29 protein-coding genes and 5 pseudogenes are annotated in these 22,658 nt (G+C 43.3%); 21 read left to right on the forward strand and 13 right to left on the reverse strand.

What is annotated here, in order from left to right; genetic code table 11:
- Positions 1 to 33: 33 nt before the first annotated feature.
- A pseudogene (locus tag JCM19055_RS05500) lies at positions 34 to 736 on the reverse strand (heptaprenylglyceryl phosphate synthase).
- Between the two features lie 299 nt (positions 737 to 1,035).
- On the opposite strand from JCM19055_RS05500, the gene JCM19055_RS05505 reads away from it, so the two are divergent.
- The 3 genes from JCM19055_RS05505 to JCM19055_RS05515 all read left to right on the forward strand — a co-directional run bounded on the left by JCM19055_RS05505 (position 1,036) and on the right by JCM19055_RS05515 (position 2,874).
- On the forward strand, positions 1,036 to 1,392 hold the full coding sequence (locus tag JCM19055_RS05505; RefSeq protein ID WP_042358909.1) for a cupin domain-containing protein: 357 nt from the start codon (positions 1,036 to 1,038) through the stop codon (positions 1,390 to 1,392).
- A 123-nt stretch (positions 1,393 to 1,515) separates the two neighbouring features.
- Positions 1,516 to 2,070 (forward strand): NADPH-dependent FMN reductase, encoded by a 555-nt coding sequence (locus JCM19055_RS05510; protein ID WP_042358911.1) that lies wholly within the window; start codon positions 1,516 to 1,518, stop codon positions 2,068 to 2,070.
- A 360-nt stretch (positions 2,071 to 2,430) separates the two neighbouring features.
- Positions 2,431 to 2,874: an RDD family protein gene (locus tag JCM19055_RS05515; RefSeq protein ID WP_042358912.1), complete on the forward strand. Its 444-nt coding sequence runs from the start codon at positions 2,431 to 2,433 to the stop codon at positions 2,872 to 2,874.
- Positions 2,875 to 2,894: 20 nt separating this feature from the next.
- Here the strand turns inward: JCM19055_RS05515 and JCM19055_RS05520 are convergent.
- A pseudogene (locus tag JCM19055_RS05520) lies at positions 2,895 to 3,795 on the reverse strand (LysR family transcriptional regulator).
- 125 nt (positions 3,796 to 3,920) lie between these two features.
- Here JCM19055_RS05520 and JCM19055_RS22910 point away from each other — a divergent pair.
- From JCM19055_RS22910 to JCM19055_RS05560, 10 genes and pseudogenes are all read left to right on the forward strand, one after another.
- Positions 3,921 to 4,193, forward strand: a complete 273-nt coding sequence (locus tag JCM19055_RS22910; RefSeq protein WP_052365975.1) for a hypothetical protein — start codon at positions 3,921 to 3,923, stop codon at positions 4,191 to 4,193.
- Positions 4,166 to 4,726, forward strand: a complete 561-nt coding sequence (locus JCM19055_RS22915; protein WP_081833471.1) for an MFS transporter — start codon at positions 4,166 to 4,168, stop codon at positions 4,724 to 4,726. The genes JCM19055_RS22910 and JCM19055_RS22915 overlap by 28 nt, the downstream gene beginning before the upstream one ends.
- Positions 4,717 to 5,130 (forward strand): hypothetical protein, encoded by a 414-nt coding sequence (locus JCM19055_RS22920; protein ID WP_052365977.1) that lies wholly within the window; start codon positions 4,717 to 4,719, stop codon positions 5,128 to 5,130. The genes JCM19055_RS22915 and JCM19055_RS22920 overlap by 10 nt, the downstream gene beginning before the upstream one ends.
- The gene (locus JCM19055_RS05530) at positions 5,127 to 5,678 is read left to right on the forward strand and encodes a flavodoxin family protein (RefSeq protein WP_042358913.1); all 552 of its coding nucleotides are present in this window, start codon (positions 5,127 to 5,129) and stop codon (positions 5,676 to 5,678) included. The genes JCM19055_RS22920 and JCM19055_RS05530 overlap by 4 nt, the downstream gene beginning before the upstream one ends.
- 128 nt (positions 5,679 to 5,806) lie before the next feature.
- Positions 5,807 to 6,604: a dihydrodipicolinate synthase family protein gene (locus JCM19055_RS05535; protein WP_052365978.1), complete on the forward strand. Its 798-nt coding sequence runs from the start codon at positions 5,807 to 5,809 to the stop codon at positions 6,602 to 6,604.
- Positions 6,605 to 6,770: 166 nt separating this feature from the next.
- A pseudogene (locus JCM19055_RS05540) lies at positions 6,771 to 7,438 on the forward strand (NAD(P)H-dependent oxidoreductase).
- 352 nt (positions 7,439 to 7,790) lie between these two features.
- Positions 7,791 to 8,495 carry an MIP/aquaporin family protein gene (locus tag JCM19055_RS05545; RefSeq protein WP_042358914.1) on the forward strand — a complete coding sequence of 235 codons (705 nt, stop codon included), beginning with the start codon at positions 7,791 to 7,793 and terminating at the stop codon, positions 8,493 to 8,495.
- 25 nt (positions 8,496 to 8,520) lie between these two features.
- Positions 8,521 to 10,017, forward strand: a pseudogene (gene glpK / locus JCM19055_RS05550) (glycerol kinase GlpK).
- 155 nt (positions 10,018 to 10,172) lie between these two features.
- Positions 10,173 to 11,824, forward strand: a pseudogene (locus JCM19055_RS05555) (glycerol-3-phosphate dehydrogenase/oxidase).
- On the forward strand, positions 11,824 to 12,369 hold the full coding sequence (locus JCM19055_RS05560; RefSeq protein ID WP_042358915.1) for a glycerol-3-phosphate responsive antiterminator: 546 nt from the start codon (positions 11,824 to 11,826) through the stop codon (positions 12,367 to 12,369). Before JCM19055_RS05555 ends, JCM19055_RS05560 begins: the two are co-directional and overlap by 1 nt.
- Positions 12,370 to 12,405: 36 nt before the next feature.
- Here the strand turns inward: JCM19055_RS05560 and JCM19055_RS05565 are convergent, their stop codons facing one another.
- Positions 12,406 to 13,899, reverse strand: coding sequence for a carboxypeptidase M32 (locus JCM19055_RS05565; RefSeq protein ID WP_042358916.1), 1,494 nt, complete (start codon positions 13,897 to 13,899; stop codon positions 12,406 to 12,408).
- 153 nt (positions 13,900 to 14,052) lie between these two features.
- Between JCM19055_RS05565 and JCM19055_RS22925 the strand changes: the two genes are divergently transcribed.
- The 3 genes from JCM19055_RS22925 to JCM19055_RS26230 all read left to right on the forward strand — a co-directional run bounded on the left by JCM19055_RS22925 (position 14,053) and on the right by JCM19055_RS26230 (position 15,000).
- Positions 14,053 to 14,379 (forward strand): Gfo/Idh/MocA family protein, encoded by a 327-nt coding sequence (locus JCM19055_RS22925; RefSeq protein WP_052365979.1) that lies wholly within the window; start codon positions 14,053 to 14,055, stop codon positions 14,377 to 14,379.
- 109 nt (positions 14,380 to 14,488) lie between these two features.
- Positions 14,489 to 14,758, forward strand: coding sequence for a hypothetical protein (locus tag JCM19055_RS22930; RefSeq protein ID WP_052365980.1), 270 nt, complete (start codon positions 14,489 to 14,491; stop codon positions 14,756 to 14,758).
- A gap of 35 nt (positions 14,759 to 14,793) precedes the next feature.
- Entirely contained in the window at positions 14,794 to 15,000 is a 207-nt protein-coding gene (locus tag JCM19055_RS26230; RefSeq protein WP_152549770.1) for a hypothetical protein, read from the forward strand.
- Between the two features lie 21 nt (positions 15,001 to 15,021).
- Here JCM19055_RS26230 and JCM19055_RS05575 read toward each other — a convergent pair whose 3' ends face one another.
- Both JCM19055_RS05575 and JCM19055_RS05580 read right to left on the reverse strand, forming a co-directional pair.
- Complete coding sequence (locus JCM19055_RS05575; protein ID WP_042358917.1) at positions 15,022 to 15,225, reverse strand: hypothetical protein; 204 nt, start codon at positions 15,223 to 15,225, stop codon at positions 15,022 to 15,024.
- Between the two features lie 17 nt (positions 15,226 to 15,242).
- Entirely contained in the window at positions 15,243 to 15,437 is a 195-nt protein-coding gene (locus tag JCM19055_RS05580) for a DUF2642 domain-containing protein (RefSeq protein ID WP_042358919.1), read from the reverse strand.
- A gap of 103 nt (positions 15,438 to 15,540) precedes the next feature.
- Between JCM19055_RS05580 and JCM19055_RS22935 the strand changes: the two genes are divergently transcribed.
- Positions 15,541 to 15,969, forward strand: a complete 429-nt coding sequence (locus JCM19055_RS22935; protein ID WP_052365981.1) for a hypothetical protein — start codon at positions 15,541 to 15,543, stop codon at positions 15,967 to 15,969.
- On the forward strand, positions 15,953 to 16,618 hold the full coding sequence (locus JCM19055_RS05585; RefSeq protein WP_052365982.1) for a glycosyltransferase family 2 protein: 666 nt from the start codon (positions 15,953 to 15,955) through the stop codon (positions 16,616 to 16,618). Before JCM19055_RS22935 ends, JCM19055_RS05585 begins: the two co-directional genes overlap by 17 nt.
- On the opposite strand, the gene JCM19055_RS31355 is transcribed toward JCM19055_RS05585, so the two are convergent.
- From JCM19055_RS31355 to JCM19055_RS05610, 6 genes are all read right to left on the reverse strand, one after another.
- Entirely contained in the window at positions 16,609 to 17,112 is a 504-nt protein-coding gene (locus JCM19055_RS31355) for a DegT/DnrJ/EryC1/StrS family aminotransferase (protein WP_370543014.1), read from the reverse strand. The genes JCM19055_RS05585 and JCM19055_RS31355 overlap by 10 nt on opposite strands.
- A complete protein-coding gene (locus tag JCM19055_RS31360; RefSeq protein WP_370543015.1) occupies positions 17,090 to 17,662 on the reverse strand; it encodes a DegT/DnrJ/EryC1/StrS family aminotransferase in 573 nt (190 codons plus the stop codon). Before JCM19055_RS31360 ends, JCM19055_RS31355 begins: the two co-directional genes overlap by 23 nt.
- Before the next feature lie 112 nt (positions 17,663 to 17,774).
- Entirely contained in the window at positions 17,775 to 18,989 is a 1,215-nt protein-coding gene (locus JCM19055_RS05595) for a nucleotide sugar dehydrogenase (RefSeq protein ID WP_052365983.1), read from the reverse strand.
- A gap of 86 nt (positions 18,990 to 19,075) precedes the next feature.
- The gene (locus JCM19055_RS05600) at positions 19,076 to 19,306 is read right to left on the reverse strand and encodes a hypothetical protein (protein ID WP_152549771.1); all 231 of its coding nucleotides are present in this window, start codon (positions 19,304 to 19,306) and stop codon (positions 19,076 to 19,078) included.
- Positions 19,307 to 19,369: 63 nt separating this feature from the next.
- On the reverse strand, positions 19,370 to 20,035 hold the full coding sequence (locus tag JCM19055_RS05605) for a glycosyltransferase (protein ID WP_042358922.1): 666 nt from the start codon (positions 20,033 to 20,035) through the stop codon (positions 19,370 to 19,372).
- Between the two features lie 7 nt (positions 20,036 to 20,042).
- Complete coding sequence (locus JCM19055_RS05610; RefSeq protein ID WP_042358923.1) at positions 20,043 to 20,231, reverse strand: hypothetical protein; 189 nt, start codon at positions 20,229 to 20,231, stop codon at positions 20,043 to 20,045.
- Positions 20,232 to 20,289: 58 nt separating this feature from the next.
- Between JCM19055_RS05610 and JCM19055_RS28650 the strand changes: the two genes are divergently transcribed.
- From JCM19055_RS28650 to JCM19055_RS28660, 3 genes are read left to right on the forward strand one after another with little or no spacing between them, the layout of a single operon-like run.
- On the forward strand, positions 20,290 to 20,451 hold the full coding sequence (locus JCM19055_RS28650; RefSeq protein WP_265181856.1) for a hypothetical protein: 162 nt from the start codon (positions 20,290 to 20,292) through the stop codon (positions 20,449 to 20,451).
- Positions 20,438 to 20,995, forward strand: a complete 558-nt coding sequence (locus JCM19055_RS28655; RefSeq protein WP_265181857.1) for a UDP-N-acetyl glucosamine 2-epimerase — start codon at positions 20,438 to 20,440, stop codon at positions 20,993 to 20,995. Before JCM19055_RS28650 ends, JCM19055_RS28655 begins: the two co-directional genes overlap by 14 nt.
- Positions 20,996 to 20,999: 4 nt before the next feature.
- Positions 21,000 to 21,344 (forward strand): UDP-N-acetylglucosamine 2-epimerase, encoded by a 345-nt coding sequence (locus JCM19055_RS28660; RefSeq protein WP_052365985.1) that lies wholly within the window; start codon positions 21,000 to 21,002, stop codon positions 21,342 to 21,344.
- 10 nt (positions 21,345 to 21,354) lie between these two features.
- Here the strand turns inward: JCM19055_RS28660 and JCM19055_RS05620 are convergent, their stop codons facing one another.
- Positions 21,355 to 22,014: an acyltransferase gene (locus tag JCM19055_RS05620; RefSeq protein ID WP_042358924.1), complete on the reverse strand. Its 660-nt coding sequence runs from the start codon at positions 22,012 to 22,014 to the stop codon at positions 21,355 to 21,357.
- Positions 21,998 to 22,630, reverse strand: coding sequence for a glycosyltransferase (locus tag JCM19055_RS05625; RefSeq protein ID WP_042358925.1), 633 nt, complete (start codon positions 22,628 to 22,630; stop codon positions 21,998 to 22,000). Before JCM19055_RS05625 ends, JCM19055_RS05620 begins: the two co-directional genes overlap by 17 nt.
- Positions 22,631 to 22,658 lie beyond the last annotated feature (28 nt).

Below are 22,658 nucleotides of genomic sequence, written 5' to 3' on the forward strand. Positions count from 1 at the left end.
TTTTTTTTGCATGTTCGACACCTCACGTTTTCGTTACACTTTAACTTCTTTAACTGCTTGCACCGTTGCTAGTGCAGCTTTTTTTGTCTTCATAAATGGCATTCCCTACAACGACCGTATCTGCATACTTTGCCATTTCTTTTGCATCATCAGCTGTTTTAATGCCACCACCGTAGAAAAGTTGAGCGCTTTCTAGTGTTTCACTCACCTTTTTTACGACTTTAGGATCGCCGTACTTCCCGCTGTACTCCAAGTAAAATACGGGCATACGTAAAACTTGATCCGAAAAACGTGCATACGCTTCGACATCATCAATATCAAGGGCGGTGTCCGAATTCGTCCGGACGGCAGCGCTTGAGTCACGATTTAAAATGCAGTACCCTTCGCCAATGACATCAGCCATATCAAGCAATTGACCGTGAGCTTTTAATGCTTGTTGATGCAAACCACTAATAAACGCTGGATTGTGAGAGTTCAGGACAACTGGAATAAAATACGCATCAAATCCTGGTGTGAGCGCCTCTAATTCCGTCACTTCCAATACACAAGGAACAGAATATCGACGAATCGCCGCCAAACATTCCGTCACATTGTCAATGGTAATCCCGTCACTTCCCCCTACAATAATAGCGTCAGTTCCCGACTCACAAATATCTGCAAGCCATTCTTCTGTAAACGAACGCGCTGGGTCTACCTTAAATACGTGCTTCCATGTTTTCATCTCTTGTTGAATCATTCGAGAGCCTCCGCTTCGAGCTTCGCTACTCCGCCCTAAATGGATCGTTGTAAAAGAATTGATTTTCTTAAAACGCGAGTAACCGATCTATCGTAAATTTGTATAGTTATAAAGACATTTCTCGACCTTCAATTATAGCAGAACTACTCGATATTCTTAACTAAATGACGAAAAAAAAGTTCTTCCTAATGTTCCCGTTTCTTGAACTGGAAAATTTTGCAGGATCTTGGAGGAGTATGTCGAACTATTTACATATATCATTCTTACGTACTTTTCACTGACAGAGAGGGGTCAAAGCTATGCAAATCATATCCATCGATGCATCAGTAGGCAAAGAAACGACAATTGAAGACTCCACGTTTTTGCTAACACCAATTATTAGAAATGCCGGTCACATTCGCATGGTTTCTATTTTTCTTGAAGAAGAACAAACCATTCCATATCGCGAGGCATCTGTCGATCAACTCGTTATCATCGTTCGAGGAAACGGCTGGGTTCAAGTAGAAGACAGCGAACAAACTTCACTCGTCCCCGGACAAGCTGCATTTTTCCCAGAAGGAGAATACCACGTGATCGGAACCGAAGAAGGACTTGTCGCTTTCATTATTGAAGGCGTAGATCTCTACGACACAATTCCCCTTCTGTACAGCCGTTAACCATGTATTCAGGTCTGTATTTAAGTGAAAGTATCTTCCAATCGAGATATTTCATTGGATTTTTGTCGACGATGAGCGTATAATTCCAATTTGGATTACAATCATCATTGGAGGATTACAACTATGAACATCGTCGCAATCGTAGGAAGCACACGTAAAGATTCTTACAACATGCAAATTACTAAATTTATGCAACAACGCTATACAGAAGAAATGAACCTCGAAATTCTCGATATTGGTTCATTACCACTTTACAACCAAGATACAGAAAACGAACCAAATGAAGCCGTTACAACGCTTCGCTCAAAAGTAAAAGCAGCTGACGCTGTGCTTTGGGTAACACCAGAACACAACGCAACGATCTCAACGGCACACAAAAACGCACTCGACTGGTTATCACGTGTTGAACAAGTCATGATCGGCAAACCATCATGGATCATCGGCGCATCCATGGGTAACCTCGGCTCGGTGAAAGCCCAAGCTCACTTGCGCGACATCCTCTTCGCCCCAGGACTTTCATCACCTGTACTACCAGGCAACGAAGTCTACATCGGTGCAGTCCACACGAAGCTCGATGAGAACGGTGTGCTCACAGATGAAGGAACAGTCAAGTACCTTGACGTTGTCGTGAACAACGTACTCAGCTGGATTAAAAAAATGCATACGGACCAAGCGTAATGTTGGTTGAAAGGGCGGAGAATTCTCCGCCCTTTTTTATTGGCGTATTGTCCGGCGTGAGGACGTTGGGGTTTGGGTATGCTCGGTTTGCTTTTTGTACATGGGGAGAGCCGGGCTCGGCTTGGGTGACTCGCGCTTGCTACACTACGCAATGCTCTTGCTACACCTCGCCTTGCTCTTGCTACACCACGCACCGCTCTTGCTACAGCGCGCCTCGCGCTTGCTACACCTCGCCTCGCTCTTGCTACAGCGCGCACCGCGCTTGCTACACCTCAACATCTCGCCCAACCTAAACTTCTTAAAATCAAGGTTTACTTTTCTGAATTTAGTGTTAAATAATAACTATACAGGAGGGATTTTATGGAAGCTCATGCGGTTGGTTTTTGGAAACGTTTCTTCGCTTTATTTTTGGATGGCATACTGTTTTCACTCATATTTATTCCCACGATGCTTTTGTTCGGGTTAGATCTTTTGGAACCGGGGCTTACATTTGAAGTGATTGAAATTATCCTACAACTTAGTTATCAAATTGTGTTACCTGTACTTTGGGTCGGTTATACGATTGGGAAACGAATGCTTGGCATTCGGATCGTTCGGATGGACGGTAATGATGTAACCTTCGGTACGATGTTTATGCGTCAAGCGGTTGGTATGATTATTTATGTTTTTACTTTTGGAATTGGTGTGATCGTATCTGCTATTATGATTGCCTCAAGAACGGACCGCAGGGCGATTCATGACTTGATCGCACGCACTTACGTAACCACTGAACTACCAAATGAAGCGACCGATCACGATGCATAACGTGATCGGTTTTTCACATGCTAATGAACAAGTGCTTGGAACGCTTTTCTTGTGTCGTCGATAAACGCTTGCAACGGTTTTGATAAGTGTTTGTCTTCGTGCCAAGCGATGTGTGTATAGACAGGTGTCGTAAAAAAATGAGCGTCTAGCTGAATGACTCGACCTTCTTGTAAATCATTTTCCACCGCCATTGTTGGAAGTAAGGCGACACCTAAGTTAGCGATCACGCATTGCTTAATCGCTTCAATGCTAACAAATTCAATCTTGTTTGCAGGTGCAATGTTCGATGCAAAAAAAGAATGCTCCAAAATGTTTCGGTAAGAACAACCTGCTTCTGTGAGGAGTAGGGTCTCATCTATTAAATCTTCTGCATTGATTTTCTTTTTTTTGATGCAATGAGTGTTCTGGGGACGCGATGAGCGCAATGCCCTTCTCTACTAATCGCTCAACAATGAGCGATTTGCACGGCTTCGCGGTGTCCATAATAAACGCAACGTCTAATGTGCCATCTAACAGTTGTTCACGCGCCATATCTTCAGAGTGTGCCGGGCGGAAAATGAGTTCGACGTTCGGATACTTCGCTTTGAACGTTTTTAGAATAGGCGTCAGTCGGTATGTGCATTGACTTTCTTGCGCTCCAACCACGAGTGTGCCTGAGCTTTCTTCTTCTCCTTGTAACGCTGTTCGTGACGCTTTGTCCAAATCGAGCATTTGCTCGGCGAAGTGCTTGTATCGTTTGCCTTCCTCAGTAAGGATCAGTCGCTTACCTAGTCGTTCGAATAAGGGCATTCCTACATGCTCTTCAATTGCACGAATGTGTGCGGTCACACTCGATTGGGCAAAGTTTAGTTTCTTCGCTGTCTTCGTAAAATTCAAGCTCTCTGCCGCTTCTTTAAACGTAAGTAATTGCTTCATTTCCATCTCGAAGATTCCCTTCCATCGGATTATCCGATTGCTTCAATCATTATTATTCGTTTTTCAGATCGTTTGTTTTAGCTTATCGTATAGAGGAGAGGCAAGCAATTACGAGACAGGGGCGTTTTTCTGTGAGAAGTTATGAATCTTTGAATGACCACACGAGTGACACTCACATTCGCATTGTTTTTATCATCGGAATTTTACTAATTGCAGCGAATTTGCGAGCGCCGATGATCGCCATTGGGCCGTTATTGCCAACCATCCAAGATCAGCTATTGTTGTCCAATGCGATGCTCGGCAGTGTGACGACCATTCCCTTGTTGTTATTTGCTTTATTATCCCCGTTCGCACCACGCCTTGCCGTTCGCTTTGGATGGAGCGAGTCGTGCTTGCTGCGTTAAGTATGATCGCAATCGGTACATTCCTTCGAATCGCTCCGAGCTTCACGTTTTTAATAAGTGGAACAGCATTCATTGGTATTGGAATTGCGATTGGTAATGTTTTATTACCTGGAATAATTAAGCAACACTTCCCACATTCCATCGGTCTTATGACAGGCATTTATGCCATTACGATGAATCTTGCCGCTGCGGTTGCTTCAGGTATTGCGGAACCGCTCGCTTCACGCTCACTTAATTGGAATGGAGCACTTGGGGTATTCGGTTTGTTGGCAGTGCTTGCTGCAGCAATGTGGGGACTCTATATGTGGCAAAGCAAGTCTAGCCACAGCGTTGCAAGACAGCCGTCTTCATTTAGAAGTAACGGAATGCTTCGTTCTCCCCTCACTTGGTGCGTGACGATGTTTATGGGGATTCAGTCGCTTCAATACTACACAACAATGACGTGGTTGCCACAGATGCTTCAAGAAAGTGGTTACTCACCTGCCTCAGCCGGCGTGATGCTTGCACTAATGCAGACAGCATCGTGCCAATGACATTTATCATTCCAGTGCTTGCTGGCAAATTAAAGGACCAACGATGGTTAGGTGCTTTCGTTGGAATTACTTTTCTTTTGGCGATCTCATTGTTCTACCTAGAGCTTTGGTTGCCACTTGCAGCCGTCATCATGGGAATTGCTTGTGGGAGTGGCTTTGGGTTAGCGATGATGCTCTTTGCACTTCGTACCCATTCAGGAAACGAAGCCTCGACGTTATCTGGACTTGCTCAATCGGTCGGGTACTTGCTTGCAGCGTTTGGACCAATTGCCTTTGGCATGCTCTACGACATTGCAGGACAATGGCAATCTCCATTAATTGTCTTATTACTACTCGCCATCATGCTCACAATTGTCGGGTACATTTCAGGAAAAGGTTATGTTACGAAGGAGGACAACTCATGAAATTAGCAGTCATTCATGGTAGCAGTCGTGAAATTAGCAACACGTCATACCTTGCTAGTGAAGTCACAAAAGGGATCGAAACGACAAATATCTATTTAAAAGACTTAACCATTCACCAAATCATCGATCAGCGCCATGACGCTGGTGGATTTGATCGCGTTCATGACGATTATGACAAAATCGTTGAGGTCTTCCTCACTCACGACATCGTTGTCTTTGCAACGCCACTTTATTGGTACGGCATGAGCGGACTCATGAAAACGATGTTCGATCGTTTTAGCCAAGCCGTACGTGATCCAGAGTATGGCGATGAACTAAAAGATAAGCTTGCACAGATTGAACCGATCGTGCTGATCGTCGGTGGTGACCATCCACGCTTGAAAGCATTGCCACTTCTCCAACAGTTCGGTCACGCATTGACGTTCTTAAACTTTCAGCCACTTTCTTATTACATCATCGGAGATGCCGGAAAGCCTGAGACAATGAAAGACGATTCGTTTGCGATCGCTCAAGCGAACGCATTAAATCAATACCTTTCTAATAAGTAAGTTCTTTAGTAAACGTAGACGAGCGCTAACGCACTCCGTCTACGTTTGTTTGACGATTTAAAATTATTTGATTTAAACTGTAAACGAAGATCGTTGATTCGATTCATCTACAAAAAGGAGTGTCTACAATGGAGAAACTGCACGGGATTTGCACCATTACGATTACACCATTTACTGAGGATGGACAAGTGGACTTACCTAGCCTTCGTAACCTAACAAACTTCTATCTGGACAATGGCGTCGATGGGTTGACGATTCTAGGTATTATGGGTGAATCGAACAAACTGACAGAAGCTGAACGCATGCAAGTGATCAAAGAGACCGTAACTACGGTGCAAGGACGAGTGCCAATCATTGTTGGTTGTACCGCGCCAGGTACCGACGTTGCGATTCATTACGCGAAAACGGCAGAACAATTAGGTGCAAGTGCCATTATGGTTGCGCCTCCTTTAAACCTCCGTAATGAACAAGCAATCATTCACCATTACCAGATGATCGGTGATGCGATATCAATTCCGATTGTCGTTCAAGATGAGCCTGTTACGACAAACGTAACGATGTCAGCCAAACTTCTCGCACAACTCGAACGAGACGTTTCCAACGTTGAATATATAAAACTCGAAGAAGCTCCTTCTCCGATTAAAATTACTCAAATTCTAAATGAATCCGATTCACTGACTATTTTAGGTGGACTCGGTGGTGTTTATTTCTATGAAGAGTTAGAACGCGGTGCAAACGGTACGATGACCGGTTTTGCTTATCCTGATGTGCTCAAAGAGATCTATCAAACGTACACGTCGGGAGAAAAAGAAAAAGCACAACGACTGTTTTTTTCATTATTTACCTCTCATCCGTTTCGAAGCCCAACTCGGCATGGGCGGTGTGACCATTCGAAAAGAAATTTTCAAGATGCGGAATATTATTGAATCTGCCCACGTTCGCTTCCCAAGAAAAGCGATTGATGATCAAACGCTTACTGAAGCTAAACAGCTCATTGAGCAACTCGAAAGAGAAAAGTCCAACTAACAGCTTCTTTCTTTGAAACCATCCACGCTCTTCGCTATAGTAAACAGCAAGAGAGGTGTACAAACGATGGAACGTAAACAACTTTTACTCGATGCAGCACATTTTCGTCACGCGACGAAAGCGTTTGATCCAGATCAAAAGATTTCTGAGGAAGACTTTTCTTTCCTATTAGAGATTGCTAGACTTTCTCCCAGTTCAATTGGACTTGAACCGTGGAAGTTTGTCGTCATTCAAAATGAAGCGATTCGAAAAGAGCTCTCAACGTATTCTTCTGGTGCGGTGAAGCAACTTGAAACAGCTAGTCATTTTGTGATCATTCTCGCTAGAATGATGCGCGTTATGATTCAGCGTATGCAAAGCATATGATGACCAACGTCAAGGACATGCCAGAAGAAACGTTCGAACAACATATTATCCCTGCGTATCGCACATTTCAAGATGTGAATATCAACATCTTAGATGGTGATCGCACTCTCTTTGATTGGGCCTCGAAACAGACGTACATTGCCCTTGGCAACATGATGAGTGCAGCAGCCGGTATTGGCATTGATTCTTGCCCAATTGAAGGCTTTCATTATGAAAAAGTCACATCTTACCTGCAACAAAAAGGAATTCTTAAACAAGATGACCCTTACGACGTATCCGTGATGGTTGCATTTGGTTATCGGGCGAGCGAACCTAAATACCCAAAGGTTAGACAATCTCAACAAGAGATCGTTGAATGGATTGAATAATAACCTAAGATCCTCTCGGAAACGTTCACTTTTTTTTATAAACAAGCGACTTTTAAGAGTTTTCTTGATGACTTTTGACCAAGTTCTTTTTGAGCTCGGTCTTTTTTTTAGGCATGTTCTTGTAAGCGATTGCATACTAATCTATTGAAATGATGATTATTTTACTAATTGAATACTATGAATCCGTTTACAATTACTAGATATCGTTATATACTTACCTTAAGTTAACCAATCAGCTGATGAGCTTATGAGAGCAGCTTTTTTGACGGAGTCCTATGCGACCTGTGAAAAAAAAGCTGCTCTTTTTTTATACCGATAAGCTAAAAAACAACTCATTAAGGGGGTTTTTGCAATGTTAGAATACGTTGCGGAGTTTGTTGGCACGATGATTTTAATTATCTTCGGTGCCGGTGTTGTGGCTGCGGTCAGTTTGAAAGGATCTAAAGCGGAAGGGGCAGGTTGGATTGCCATTTCCATTGGTTGGGGTTTCGCCGTTGCTCTTGGTGTCTATGTATCTGGAACAATTAGTGATGCCCACCTAAATCCGGCTGTAACGCTTGGGTTTGCGGCAATCGGTGAATTTCCTTGGAATCAAGTCCCAGGATATATCATCGGGCAAATTCTCGGTGCGATTGCCGGTGCAGTCGTTGTGTTCTTCCATTACTATCCACATTGGAAGGTAACACCAGACCCAGCGACGAAGCTTGGTGTGTTTGCGACAGCACCAGCGATACGTCATACACCGTCGAATTTCATTGCTGAATTTATTGGTACTGCAGTTCTTGTGTTTGGTTTACTGGCAATTGGGGCAAATACCTTTAGTGAAGGTTTAAATCCGCTTGTCGTCGGTTTATTAATTATCGCGATCGGTCTTTCACTCGGTGGTCCGACAGGTTATGCAATCAACCCTGCTCGTGACCTTGGTCCAAGAATTGCACATGCTATTTTACCAATTGATAAGAAAGGTCCATCCGATTGGGCGTATGCATGGGTTCCAATTCTAGGTCCAATTGCTGGTGGTATTGTTGGTGCAATCCTTTATACACTCATGTTCTAATTATTGATTAAGGGAGGAAACGAAGATGACGAAAAAGCATATTCTCGCTATTGACCAAGGTACAACAAGTTCTAGAGCCATTCTATTTAATGACAAAGGGGAAATGTTACAAACCGCACAGCGGGAGTTCAAACAACACTTTCCTAAGCCAGGTTGGGTAGAACACAATGCCAATGAAATCTGGACATCAGTTCTTGCGGTCATTGCTGAAGTCTTTTCAGAATCAGATGTTACACCAGCTGATATTGCAGGGATTGGAATTACGAACCAACGTGAGACGACAGTCGTTTGGGACAAAAATACAGGAAAGCCTGTTTACCACGCGCTTGTGTGGCAATCAAGCAAACAGCAGACATTTGCCGTGAGCTTCGTGAAGAAGGATTGAATGAGAAGTTCCGCAAGAAAACAGGTCTTCTTCTCGACCCATACTTCTCAGGAACTAAAGTGAAATGGATTTTAGACAACGTCGATGGCGCCCGTGAAAAAGCCGAAAACGGAGACTTATTGTTCGGAACAATTGATACGTGGCTCATTTGGAAGTTGAGCGGTGGCAAAGCACACGTAACCGATTATACAAATGCTGCTCGTACACTCATGTACAACATTCACGATCTCAAATGGGACGATGAATTACTTGAACACCTTGACGTACCAAAGCAAATGCTACCAGAAGTTCGCTCGTCTTCTGAAGTGTATGCGGAAACGATTGATTACCACTTCTTCGGTGAGAATGTGCCAATCGCTGGCGTTGCTGGTGACCAACACGCTGCCCTCTTCGGTCAAGGTTGTTTTGAAGAAGGCATGGTGAAAAACACGTACGGTACAGGTTGCTTTATTCTCATGAATACCGGCGAGAAAGCGGTCGAGTCGAAAAACGGTCTTCTTACAACACTTGCTTGGGGCATTGATGGCAAAGTTGAATACGCATTAGAAGGTAGTATCTTCGTTGCCGGGTCAGCCATTCAATGGTTACGTGACGGGTTACAAATCATTGAGGATTCGCCGCAAAGCGAAGAGCTCGCAACACGCATCACTTCTTCTGACGGTGTATACCTCGTACCTGCTTTCGTTGGACTTGGTACACCGTATTGGGATAGCGAAGCACGTGGGGCGATGTTCGGACTTACTCGCGGAACAGAACGTTCACACATTGCACGAGCAACGTTAGAGTCTCTTGCTTACCAGACGAAAGACGTAATGACTGCAATGGAAAGTGATTCAGGAATTGAGCTTAAGCAATTGCGTGCAGACGGCGGCGCTGTTGCCAATAACTTCTTAATGCAGTTCCAAAGTGATCTACTCGATGCACCTGTTGAAATCCCTTCTGTCACTGAGACAACGGCACTCGGAGCGGCGTACCTTGCAGGGCTTGCCGTTGGGGTATGGGATAGCAAAGATGAAATCGCCAAAAATTGGAATATGGATCGTTCGTTCAAGCCGAATATGGACGGTAACGAGCGGGATGACCTTTATAACGGATGGAAAAAAAGCAGTCGATGCGACAATGACGTTCAAACCTTAATGCTTTACGAAACGAATCATTTGTCGTAAACTTAACGTAACAAGTTAATGACTGAATCTTTGAGACGATGAGGGGATTGCAGCACTTCAAGTAAACGACTACGTTTACTTGAGCGTTGTAATCCCTTTTTTATAACCCTAGGAGGGAAATCAGCTATGGAATTCTCACTTAATGGACGCAAAACAGCACTTGCAACCATGCAATCACAAACGTTAGACCTACTCGTCATTGGTGGCGGGATTACCGGGAGCGGAATTGCTCTTGATGCACAGTCACGAGGCCTTGATACAGGACTCATTGAAATGCAAGACTTTGCGGCAGGTACATCAAGCCGTTCAACGAAACTTATTCACGGTGGTTTACGTTATCTAAAACAATTTGAAGTGAAGCTTGTCGCTGAAGTCGGCAAAGAACGAGCGATTGTTTACGAAAACGCCCCTCACGTAACAGAGCCAGTCCGAATGATGCTTCCCTTTTATAAAGGCGGAACATTTAATGCACTTACCACTTCCGTAGGCTGTCGGTTTATGACCGTCTCGCCGGCGTTAAGAAGGCTGAACGCAGAACGATGATGAGCTCGAAAGAAGCACTCAAACAAGAGTCAATCCTTTCAAAGAAAGACTTAAAAGGTGCAGGAATGTACGTTGAGTACCGTACTGATGATGCGAGACTTACGATGGAAGTTGCGAAAAGTGCAGCTGAACGCGGAGCAAAGCTTGCCAATTATGTGCGTGCTGAGTCGTTTATTTATGACAACAAAAAGCTTGTCGGTGTGACTGCTGTAGATTTACTCACTGGGGAAAGTATTAAGATTTATGCTAAAAAGATTGTCAATGCTACAGGCCCTTGGGTCGATACACTGCGTGAACAAGATCGCTCACGTGAAGGTAAGTCGATTCATTTAACGAAAGGTGTTCACCTCGTTGTTTCAAAAGAACGTTTACCGTTGCAACAAGCGCTCTACTTTGACACCCCGTTCGGTGACGGCCGAATGATGTTTGCAATTCCTCGCGGTGAGAAAGTATACATCGGTACGACCGATACAAACTTTGACGCTGACCAAAAAGAACCAGGTGTAACCGTCGATGATGTTCATTACATCTTGGATGCGGCAAACGGGCTATTCCCAGGCTATCACTTAACGAAAACCGATGTAGAATCAAGCTGGTCTGGTCTGCGCCCGCTCATTCATGAAGACGGGAAAGACCCTTCAGAGATCTCTAGAAAAGACGAGATCTTTCACTCTGAAAGTGGCTTAATGACCATTGCTGGTGGAAAATTAACAGGGTACCGGAAGATGGCCGATACGATCGTTTCCATTGCCGCTGCGGAAATCTCGAAGGAAACCGGGCAAAGCTTCTCTGAATGCCAGACGAAGCACCTCGTCTTATCTGGTGGTAATGTTGGCGGTTCAGAAGGCTATCAAGCGTTTAAAGAGAAATCAATTCAAGATGGCATTAACCGTGGACTTGATAAGAAGATGAGTGAAGAGATCGCTGAGCGATACGGTTCCAACGCTTCAGTCGTTCATCAATACTTGAACGATGAGCAGCAATACGGATTACCTGCACCACTTTATGCGATGTTGCGCTATAGCATCGAGCATGAGATGGCTGCAACACCGGTCGATTTCTTCTTGCGCCGTACGTCGTACTTGTTGTTCGATATCGAAAGTGTGTACCGTTATAAATCACAAATCGTGCAAGCAATGGGTGAATTGATCGGTTGGTCTGACGATGAGAAAAGTGAATACGAAGCAGAATTGGATGCACAAGAAGATCTCGCCACGCTAAGGAGCGTACTGTAATGTTTGGTAACCAGTCTGTTCTTCCTGCTGTGAACACGATGAAAGATTTTGAACAAGTGATGGAGCGTGACGACGATTTCTTCGTCGTCCTCGACATCCACTTATCGATGCTAACTACAATGCGGAAATTCGCGAATGAAGCGAACAAGAAAATGTTGTTACATGCGGACCTCGTTCAAGGTTTGAAAAGTGATCGTTATGCAGCAGAATTCATTTGCCAGTCGATTCGCCCTGCCGGGGTCATCTCCACGCGAGCGAACATGTTGAAAACGGCTAAAAAGAGCAACCTTTTAGCGATCCAACGAGTATTTCTACTCGATACGATGGCGCTGAATACGAGCTACCAACAAATTAAAACCGTCGAACCAGATGTGCTTGAAGTACTTCCGGGCATTTTGCCAAACTACATTCATAAAGTGCGGACAGAAACTGGAATTGACGTTATTGCTGGTGGACTAATCACTTCAGAACAAGACGTACAAGGCGCACTTGACGCGGGCGCAAAAGCTGTAACAACTTCTAGAAAAGACTTATGGAACGTGTAACCGGACCACCGAAATGAAACGGTGATCCGGTTTTTTTTATAAATGATATAGCTTAGTGTACTTATCCTTTAAGTAGCTTAATAGCGGTTCAGCATTTACGTCTTCGCCTGTCGCATCATAAATGATTTCTCGTGGCTCTTTCATCGCCCCATGTTCATGAACGTTCTTCGTCATCCACGCGGTGATTGCTTTGATGTCTCCATTTTGAATCCGTTCTTCAAAATCAGGAATGTCTTTGACTAACGCTTGTTTTAGTTGGGCTGCATAAATGTAGCCTAACGCGTACGACGGGAAATATCCGAACATCCCACTCGGCCAATGAACATCTTGTAGCACACCTTCAGAATCCGTATCAGGAACAATGCCAAAGTATTCTTCCATCTTCTCATTCCATTTGGTTGGCAGTTCTTCGACTTGAATTTCATTACTAAATAACGCTTTCTCTAACTCATAACGCAAGATCACGTGCAAACAATACGTTAACTCGTCCGCTTCAATTCGAATAAATGATGGCTTTGCTTCGTTTAAAGCAAAGTAAAAATCATCGAATGAAACATCATCAAACGAACCTCCAGCATACTTCTTTAAAACTGGATAATTTGTCTTCCAAAACCCTTCATTTTGACCAACAAACTTCTCCATAAACAAGGATTGTGATTCATGAATACCAAATGAGCTTGCTGCACTTGCAGGAGTTCCGATTAGATGTTCACCAATGTTCTGCTCATACAACGCATGGCCTCCTTCATGAATCGTTCCAAGCAGAGCAACACGGAAATCCGTTTCATTGTACTTCGTCGTCACACGTACATCGTTGCGGTTAATGCCTGTCGCAAACGGATGAACCGTTTCATCAAGTCTTCCTGCTTCAAAATCATAGCCAATTGTCTCCAAAAACGCATGACTTAACTTCTCTTGTTCTGCTTTAGGAAAATGATGGAACAACACATTTGCATCTGGTTGTCGATCGGCTTGTACGACGTCTTGAATAAGAGGAATAAGCACCTCTTTTAATTGTTCGAAAATAACGTCTAATTTCTCAACTGTCATTCCTGGTTCAAAATCATCGAGTAAGCAATTGTACGGATGACCTTCATAACCTAAGTATTCAATCGTCTTCTTCTTATACGCAACAATCTTCTCTAAATAAGGTTTAAAGCTTTCAAAGTCATTCGACTCTTTCGCTTGTTCCCAGGCAAGTTCAGAACGGGAAGAAAGCATAATGTATTCTTTGTATTCTTCTGCTGGGATCTTCGTAAATTCATCGTACTTCTTCTGAACGAGAATTGCTGAACGCTTCGTGACATCACTGACCGTTTCGTCCTTTTGGACACCTTCAAGCAAATGCTTTAACTCATCCGACGTTGTAAGGTGGTGAATTTGTTGTGATACAGTTCCAATTACATTAGAGCGTTCTTCTTGTCCTTTTCTAGGGAGCTTCGTTCTTGCATCCCAATAAAGCAACTGTAAGGTTTGAATATAATGGTTGATTGATTTTACATAGTCTAAAAACTGCTGTTCAACTGACATCGTATTCCTCCATTTTTAGAAATCTAGTTTAATTCTACAATTTATCTGTAGTATTGTCTTATTTTTTTCAATCATTGGCGGTTTGTCCATTCGTTTCGAGCAATCTAGCATAAACTGTTACGAATCATTGAAACCGAAAGTGAGGGGACAACGATGAACGTAGGTGTAATCGGAACTGGAAATATGGGTGAAAACCATTTACGCACATATGCAACACTTCGAAACCATTGTACACTGGTTGGTGTTTATGACGTCGATCAATTGAAATGCGCAGATGCCGCTAACCGCTACGGTGCAGTCGCATACAATTCGCTAGACGCACTCTTAGACGATGTTGACGCCGTCAGCATTACCGTACCAACCCCGTTTCATTATGAAGTTGGAATGGCTTGCATTCGAAAAGGCGTTCATGTGCTCATGGAAAAACCAATCGCTGCCACTGAACTTGAAGCGATTGCGTTAAAAAAATGCTGCAAATAAAGCCAACATTATTTTACAAGTTGGACACATTGAGCTGTTTAATCCGCTCATTAAAACACTACGAACCATTGTCAAACAGGAGAAAATCTTAGCGATTGAGACGCATCGGATGGCACCGTTTCATGAACAAATGCGAAATATTGACGTCGTGCACGACCTGATGATTCATGACCTTTATCTTGTGCACGCATTAAGTGGCAAACATTTTGAAGAGCTTCATACGTTTGGAATTACGGATGAAAACCCTTCGCATGCCTCCGTCATAGCCCGTTCAAAAGAAGGTATGATTGTCGAATTAACCGCAAGTTTCGTTCAACGAAAAAAGTACGCTCCATTATCATTCTTGCAGAAGATGCGTACATTTCAGCTGACTTATTAAGCAATCAAATTACGATTACGAAACGACTAGATCAATTGACGTATGGCTACCCTAGAACTTCGGCAGAAACCATATATATTCCTTCGTATTTACAGCCATTAACACTTGAATTGCAAGACTTTCTCGACTGCATTAAAACAAAGCGCACACCGTCTGTGAGTGCAGATGAAGGGATCAAAGCGTTACAACTCTCTAGCATGATTAGCGATGCAATAAAAAGAAGTAAGGCGGCTATCACATGATAGACTCGCCTTACTTCTTTTTTACACTTCGCTGATTCGTAGAAAATTAATATCGGAAACGCTTATATAATGTCGGGTCACTCCATATCCATCATCGGTCTCTAACGCGACAACGCTAAACGATGCATCAAGAATCGTTCCCTCAAAATATTGGTTTGAGGTGGCCAGTTGAACGCTTGTCCCGATTCTTGATTGCAACTCTAGAACAAATAAAAATTCAAACATGATTTAGTCTCCTTTCTTTACGAAACGGATTCAGTAACGACTTCAATCTGATCTAAGCGTATCAATAGAAACGTACCGTCTATTTCTTGTAGCACTACATAATCTGGATATACAGCCTGAACAACACCACTAACAACACCAAATGGAACGCTTACTTCGACCTCTTGGTCGATCATACTTTGGAATAAGTTATATAATGAAGCAATGTTCACGGTATACTCCTCCAATCCTCTAATATCTATATAGTAGATGCATGAACAAGTAAGTTTGCGTGTGCACTCTTACTACAAGTTGAACCTATTTTGAGGTGGTGTTGTGGGTCACATCGTAGTTTGGTCTTATGATGAAGAGCCGCCAATTAAGACGAGCGCAACGTACGGGTTAGTATTGTTTCAAAAACATGTCTCTTACGAGTTACAAATGCTCATTGAAACGCTTAGCGACCGACATGCTCTCCTTGCCTCTTACAAAGGCTCATATATCTATCTTTTCATTCGCATGGATACACTGCAAAGCACTCCTTTGCCACTCGTTACAGAAGCTCCTTTTCCAGAAGCGCGTTATTTCATGTGGGTATCACGATTACATCCAGAAAACATCGAATACATGCAATTACATTCCATCTCGAGGCTCTCAATGACAAAAGCATCTCGTGAAAAAGCGCTGCTTTGTAAAAAAATACATCGAACCGTCACTCATCCAAAACGACGATCCATCGATTTCAATTATGATTGCTTCCTATAATGCAGAGCGATTTATAAGCAATTGCCTGCATTCAATCGCAGAACAATCTGCAAGTGTTGCACAGACCTTCCTTGTTGATGATGCTTCCACAGACAACACCGTCGCTCTTGTTCAACAAACGAATCTGCCAACACTCACGACACATCAAATGCCTGAGAATGTAGGGAAAAGCAAAGCTTTAAATCAAGTGATTCCCTTCATCACGAGTGAGTGGGTGCTTGAATTAGATGCAGACGACTGGCTTGATCCTGATGCGATTGCAACGATCAAAATGCTAGTAAACACAACTTCTATCAAAGAAGGATTACTATATGGTAACTTTCGTCATTGGAAACAAGAACAAAAGACTGTTACCTTCAAAAAGATTGCAAAAGGTAAAGCGGTGCGTAGTCAGCAAGACCTTTTACGCTACCCTTTTCCACTCGGACCACGTCTGTACCATACATCGTCCTTACAAGCACTAGGTGGATACCCTACTTCTTCATTTCATGACGGCCGGTTGTTTGAAGACGTCCTTCTGTTACGAGAATGGTTAAACCACTATCCGTTTCATTACGCCGACTTCACCGTATACAACGTCCGAAAACACGATGAATCCATCACGAAAAAAAACCATTCCAAATGGAATGATTTTCTTCGTTACTTGTGAAAGTCTTTGACTGCTTGAATAATTATTTCTTGGTCCGTCATTGATAGTTCTGGTGAAATCGGTAATCCGACAATGTGCTTTGCGGCGTTCTCTGATGCGCTAAAATCCCCTTCTTTGTATCCTAAATGCGTAAAGGCTTCTTGCAAGTGGAGAGGGATTGGATAATACACAGCTGAAGAGATACCACGCTTTTGTAAATAAGACATGAGCGCATCCCGTTCTTCAACTTCAAAACAAAACTGATGAAAAGTGTGTCCCTTCATCTCTGGCATTTGCGAAACCTTGGATAGTGCCTCACAATAACGTTTTGCGATCACTTGGCGTTTATGCAAAAACAAATCCAAATAATTAAGCTTTACGAGCAAAATGGCAGCCTGAATCTCATCCAGACGACTGTTAATGCCGATGCTCGCATGCTCATATTTCTTCACACTACCATGGTTGCGTAGTTCGCACAGTTTGTCGTATATCTTAAAGTCTTTCGTAACGACCATCCCACCATCGCCAAAAGCACCTAAATTTTTGGAAGGAAAAAAATGAAAAGCAACCCACATCACCAATTGTCCCTGCGAACTGCCCGTTAGCATCTTTCGTTCCAACTGCTTGGCAGGCGTCTTCAATAACATAAAGATTATGCTTCTTCGCTAGCTGCATAATGTGTTCCATGTCACACAGCTTTCCGAACAGATGAACGACGAGCAATGCCTTCGTTTTCGAAGTGATTTTCTCTTCAATTTTATGGTGATCAATGTTGTACGTTTTCGGATCAATATCGACAAATACCGGTGTTGCCCCTGCTTCTGCGATTGCTTCACCACTTGCGAAAAACGTAAATGGTGTCGTAATGACTTCGTCCCCTGGACCAATCCCTAACGCTTTTACAGCGAGGTATAACGCATCTGTGCCGTTGGCAACACCAACGGCATGCTTTGTCTGGTTGTATTGCACAAATTGGTGTTCCAACTCTGCGCACTTCGGTCCTAGAATATAAATGCCGCTTTCTAGCACTTCATTTATTTCCTTTTGAATGGCTTCTTTTAACAATTCGTATTCTTTTTTTTAGATCCACCATAGGAATCACGACTTCGCACCTCCGATTGCATCGTAGCGAAGCCCAGCAGAGATAATATCATCGCGATGGAACGCATTTCTACCGTCAAAGAATAGTGCATCCTTTTGGAACATGTTGAAATCTACTTTTTTTGTATTCTTGATGATTTGCTTGCAAGATGATCACATCAACATCTTTCACTGCCTCGGGTGTTAGATCGCTATTCTTCACACCATAACTTAGGAATTCTTGTGCATCGTAGTGTGGATCGTGTACGGATACGTTTGCACCTTTCGATTCTAATTGGTCGATTAAAAGCCACGTTGTAGATTTCTCCGTTTCTTTAACGTTCTCTCGGTAAGATAATCCTAAAATGAGTACTTTTGAATCCTTTAAGGAACCTTGTTGTTTTTCAATTCTTGAAAGAGCATAACTCGCCATGTTGTCATTCGTTTTACGTGATTCTTGAATGATGCCATTCTGCAAGCCACGGGAGATGAAAAAGTACGGATAGATCGGTATACAATGACCTCCTACCCCAATACCAGCAGCGTGAATGTGTGAGAATGGTTGGGTATTGCTCGCATTTGCTGCTTCTTTTAGATTTACACCACATGCATCTGCATAGACGGCCAATTCGTTCGCGAGCGCAATGTTCACATCGCGGTACACACATTCAGCTACTTTAGCAAATTCAGCAGTTTCTGTGCTTTCCACAGGAAGTACTTCACATTGGAGAGCAGCGCGATAAAATGCACTTGCGTAAATTAGACTATCTTCATTAACGCCTCCAACGATCTTCGGGTATAGCTTTAAGTCACGAATAATCGTATTCGAATACACACGTTCTGGACTATACGCAAGATAGAAATCACTTCCCATCTTCATTTGTGACAATTCTTCCAGCTTGCGACCGAAACGCTCACGTGTATCTCCTGTTGGCAACGTCGTCTCATAAATGACCGTAGTTCCTTTTTGCAGACCTTTGCCAATTGCTTCTGTTGCACTGTCAATGTAGGTGTAGCTCACATCGTTACTAGAATCAATGAGTACAGGGACAATGACCACAACAATGGAAGACTTTGAAACGGCTTCAGACGTGTTCGTTGTTGCACGTAACGTTTGGGTATCATGCGCCTTCTTTACAAGTTCTGGAAGACCTGGTTCATTATCAATGTGGCTTTTGCCTGCGTTCACTGCTTGAACGACGTCTTTATTCACGTCACATCCAATGACGTTATAATTATTGGTTGCGTATACTGCGGCTAATGTAAGTCCAATCTTTCCAAGACCGACAACCGCAACGGTTTGTTTGTTCATATCTTCACCTTCAATCCTAGAATTAACATATATTTCTAGAATTACAATATGTGAGTACGAAGGAAAACGATTGGACAATCTGGCAGTTACGATTGCTCAAATAACGCACCGTACAATTCAATTAAACGAATCTCCATTTTCTCCCATGAAGCAGTCGTCTCCATGACGTTCCGGGCATTGCGACTAAATGTCAAAAGGTTGCCTTCCATTAAAGCAAGTTGCTTCAAATAATCTTGAGCATTCGCCACTGACTTTGGCACACTCGCCCCACACGAATAACGCTCAATAAAGTTGCGCATATCTTTACAACGATTCACGAGGACAGGAACGCCTGCGTCCAAGTAGCTAAAAAAACTTATTCGGAAGTGCATAGTCCCGATTTAATGCGGTTGAAAGGTCCATATCAATCCAACCAACATCGACATCTTGCAATTCGGCAGCGATGTGACGATACGGAACCCACCCACGTATGTGAATTCGATGTTGAAGTTTTTAGGAATGCCTAATGGTTCTGTAAACTTCGAGGCACCACCGATTACTTTAACGTGATAATTGCCCTCTGAGGCGAGCTCAAGTAATTTGTGCCAATTCCCTTTTTCTTTCGTTACCGTTCCAACATAACCGATCGTACGGATTGATTGTTTTAGTTTTGGAGGTGAACTTAGTCGAGGCGCATTGTAGATCAGCTCAGATGGACCTTTGTATCCATGGTCGTAACAGTCTTTTGCAATGGATGGCGACACAGTGATGAGCGCGTCAACGTCTTTTAACAACTCACGAAACACGTTTTCATATTGTCGTTGCCGACGATTAGACGTTTTTGCACGAGCATCAATGACCAATTCATGACTATCGAAGATCACCTTTACATGTGGCTTAGTACGTTTTATTTGAACAGCTGCAACGAGTGAAGACGGCTCATGTGCATGATAGACGTCTGCGTCAATTTCTGCACCACGAATGGCAAGTGTACGACTATGTTCTTTCGTTTGATCAAGAGTGAACTGTGACTGAATACTTGTTGCTTCATAAGGAATAATCGTCACCCCTGCCTCACAAAACGGTTCGACTTTTTTTCTTTAAAGGGGTCCCATCGACTCCGAGTAACGTTCCTTTAAACTGCGGTACGAGCATTGTCACGTTATACCCCGCACCTACAAGGCTTTTTGCTTCCCGTTCAAAAATACGCGCATCTTCGTACGGATGTTCACTAATGAGCATACACACGCTTCTCTTTTTCATAGAATTCCACCTCCTCCATATGAATAGTAGTATGCGAATGTAACTGTGGAGGGGACATATGAAAATTGCAACGGTCGTTGGTGCGAGACCTCAATTTATGAAAGCTGCTATGGTATCAAAACAACTTCGACAACATGAAACACTCATTCATACAGGTCAACATTACGATGTAGCCATGTCAGATGTCTTTTTTTTCACAACTACAATTGAAGAAGCCTGATGTTCAATTGCATCATCGTGATGATGACTTAGGATCCATGATCGTTGGGTTAGAAGAGACTTTTGCCCAACTTAAACCTGATATCGTAATCGTATACGGTGATACAGTCAGCACGCTCGCTGGCAGTCTGGCCGCGTCTAAATTACAACTTCCACTTGCTCATGTCGAGGCGGGCTTACGTAGCTTTAATCGGCGTATGCCTGAAGAATACAACCGCGTTGTGAGCGACCACCTCGCAACCTGGTGCTTTTGTCCGACCGAGCAGTCAGCAATCCAATTAACAAAAGAAAACATAAACGGTTCAATTATCGTGAGTGGTGACTTAATGGTTGATGCATGCCTTCATTACAAGACAGTCGCTTTAAAAGAATCAACAATTCTCGAAGAACACCAGTTACGAGAAAAACCTTACTATGTAGCGACGTTACATCGCGCAGAACTAATCGATGATGCCAAGCGACTTCATACGTACTTAAATCACTTGCAAATGCTCGACGATCCTGTCTACCTACCACTACACCCAAGAACAAAAAAAGGCAATTGAACAATTGAATGGTAGTCCGTACGACAGACTTCGGTTTTTACCGCCCTTGCCTTACTTTGATATGCTCACTCTACTTAGCCATAGCCAAGCAATCCTGACCGATTCTGGCGGAATTCAAAAAGAAGCTTATGTACTTTCTGTTCCGTGCTTTACATTACGTGAAGAAACCGAGTGGCACGAAACGGTTGCGACGCGTTGGAATACACTCGTAAAAGAAAAAGACCTTCCATTACTCCCACAGCTTGTGAAAGAACGAAAGAAACCAACAAAACATCCCTCACTTTTCGGTGAAGGGGATGCAGCAACCCTTATTGTTGAGACGCTAAAGCGAGAATTCTCTCGCTCATAGCGTCCCTTTCTTACGACAACTCTTTCGCTGGTACACCTGCCACGGTTACTTGATCCTTCGTGTTTTTCGTTACAACTGCACCTGCACCAACGATCGTTTCAACCCCGATCACAACGCCAGGTAACAGTGTTGCGTTATTGCCGATTTTTGCTCCTCGCTTAATATGGGGACCTTTCATTTCAAATGGTCTTGCTCCCATGTACTTATCATTCGACATCGAGACACAAGGACCAATAAACACGTCATCCTCAACAATTGAATCTCCCGTTACGTATGCACCAGTTTGTACGGTGCAGCGAGAGCCTATGGTTGTATTAAGTTCAACAATTGCTGACCTGCCAATCACTGTACGATCCCCAATCGTGACATTTTCCCGTACACTACTTAAATCTCCAAAAAAACAACTCTGGCCGATGGTCGTTCCAGCATAGAGAGCAACGAGACTGCCTGTCTTCGTTCCAGATTTAATGACAAGTGGGGTAATGCTTTGCTTGTCTTTACGCATACGGTCATTTCCTCCGGCAACAATTCCAATAACATTGTTCGGACCAATGGTGACGTTGTCTTCAAGAATTACATCGCTATACACAACCGTATTGTCGCCAATTGTGACATTTTCTCCGACAGTTGCACCGTCATGAATGACGACGTTTTTACCGATCTTTGCCATACTTATTCACTTCCTTTTTCATAATCGTTAGCAATTGGTGCACTCTCTTTTGTAAAGAATGTTGTTCATGTACAAATTGAGACCCAACTAGAGCTATTTCTGATCGTTTCTGGTCATCTTCTAACCACGAATACGCTTGTTCTGCAACGGTTTCATGATCCGCCTCCACAAAATGCTTTCCAGGTACAAACCCGAGTCGAAGCAACTCCTCACACGCTGGTGCCAGAAGTAACGTCTGGCTCGCAAGAATCTCGTAATATTTTTTGACAGGATACCCATAAATTGAAGGACAAGCAAAGCTAATCTTCGCTTCACGTAACCGCTTTGCATAACCTGCACCTGCCACATCATCAGTAGTAGATTGATAGCCTGGGTGAGGTAGATAGTGAAAACGTCGATCATGCTCAAGCTGACGTTTTACCGCTTGGCGAAATGGATACGTCTCGTTTACTGCACCTGTTAACAAGAGATCATATCGCTTCATTTCTCCAGGATAAAACAAGTTCGTATTCACAAAGTGTGGCAACCAATGAAATGTGTCTGCATAGCTTGGGTATCGTTTTTGGAATGCATCGTGGACGACTGAGAATATCGCTGTATATTGCTCGCTTTGCAAGTGGCTTTCACGTAGTTTTGTGTGGCGA

The organism is Geomicrobium sp. JCM 19055, from assembly GCF_000698185.1.
GTDB lineage: Bacteria > Bacillota > Bacilli > Bacillales > Marinococcaceae > Geomicrobium_A > Geomicrobium_A sediminis.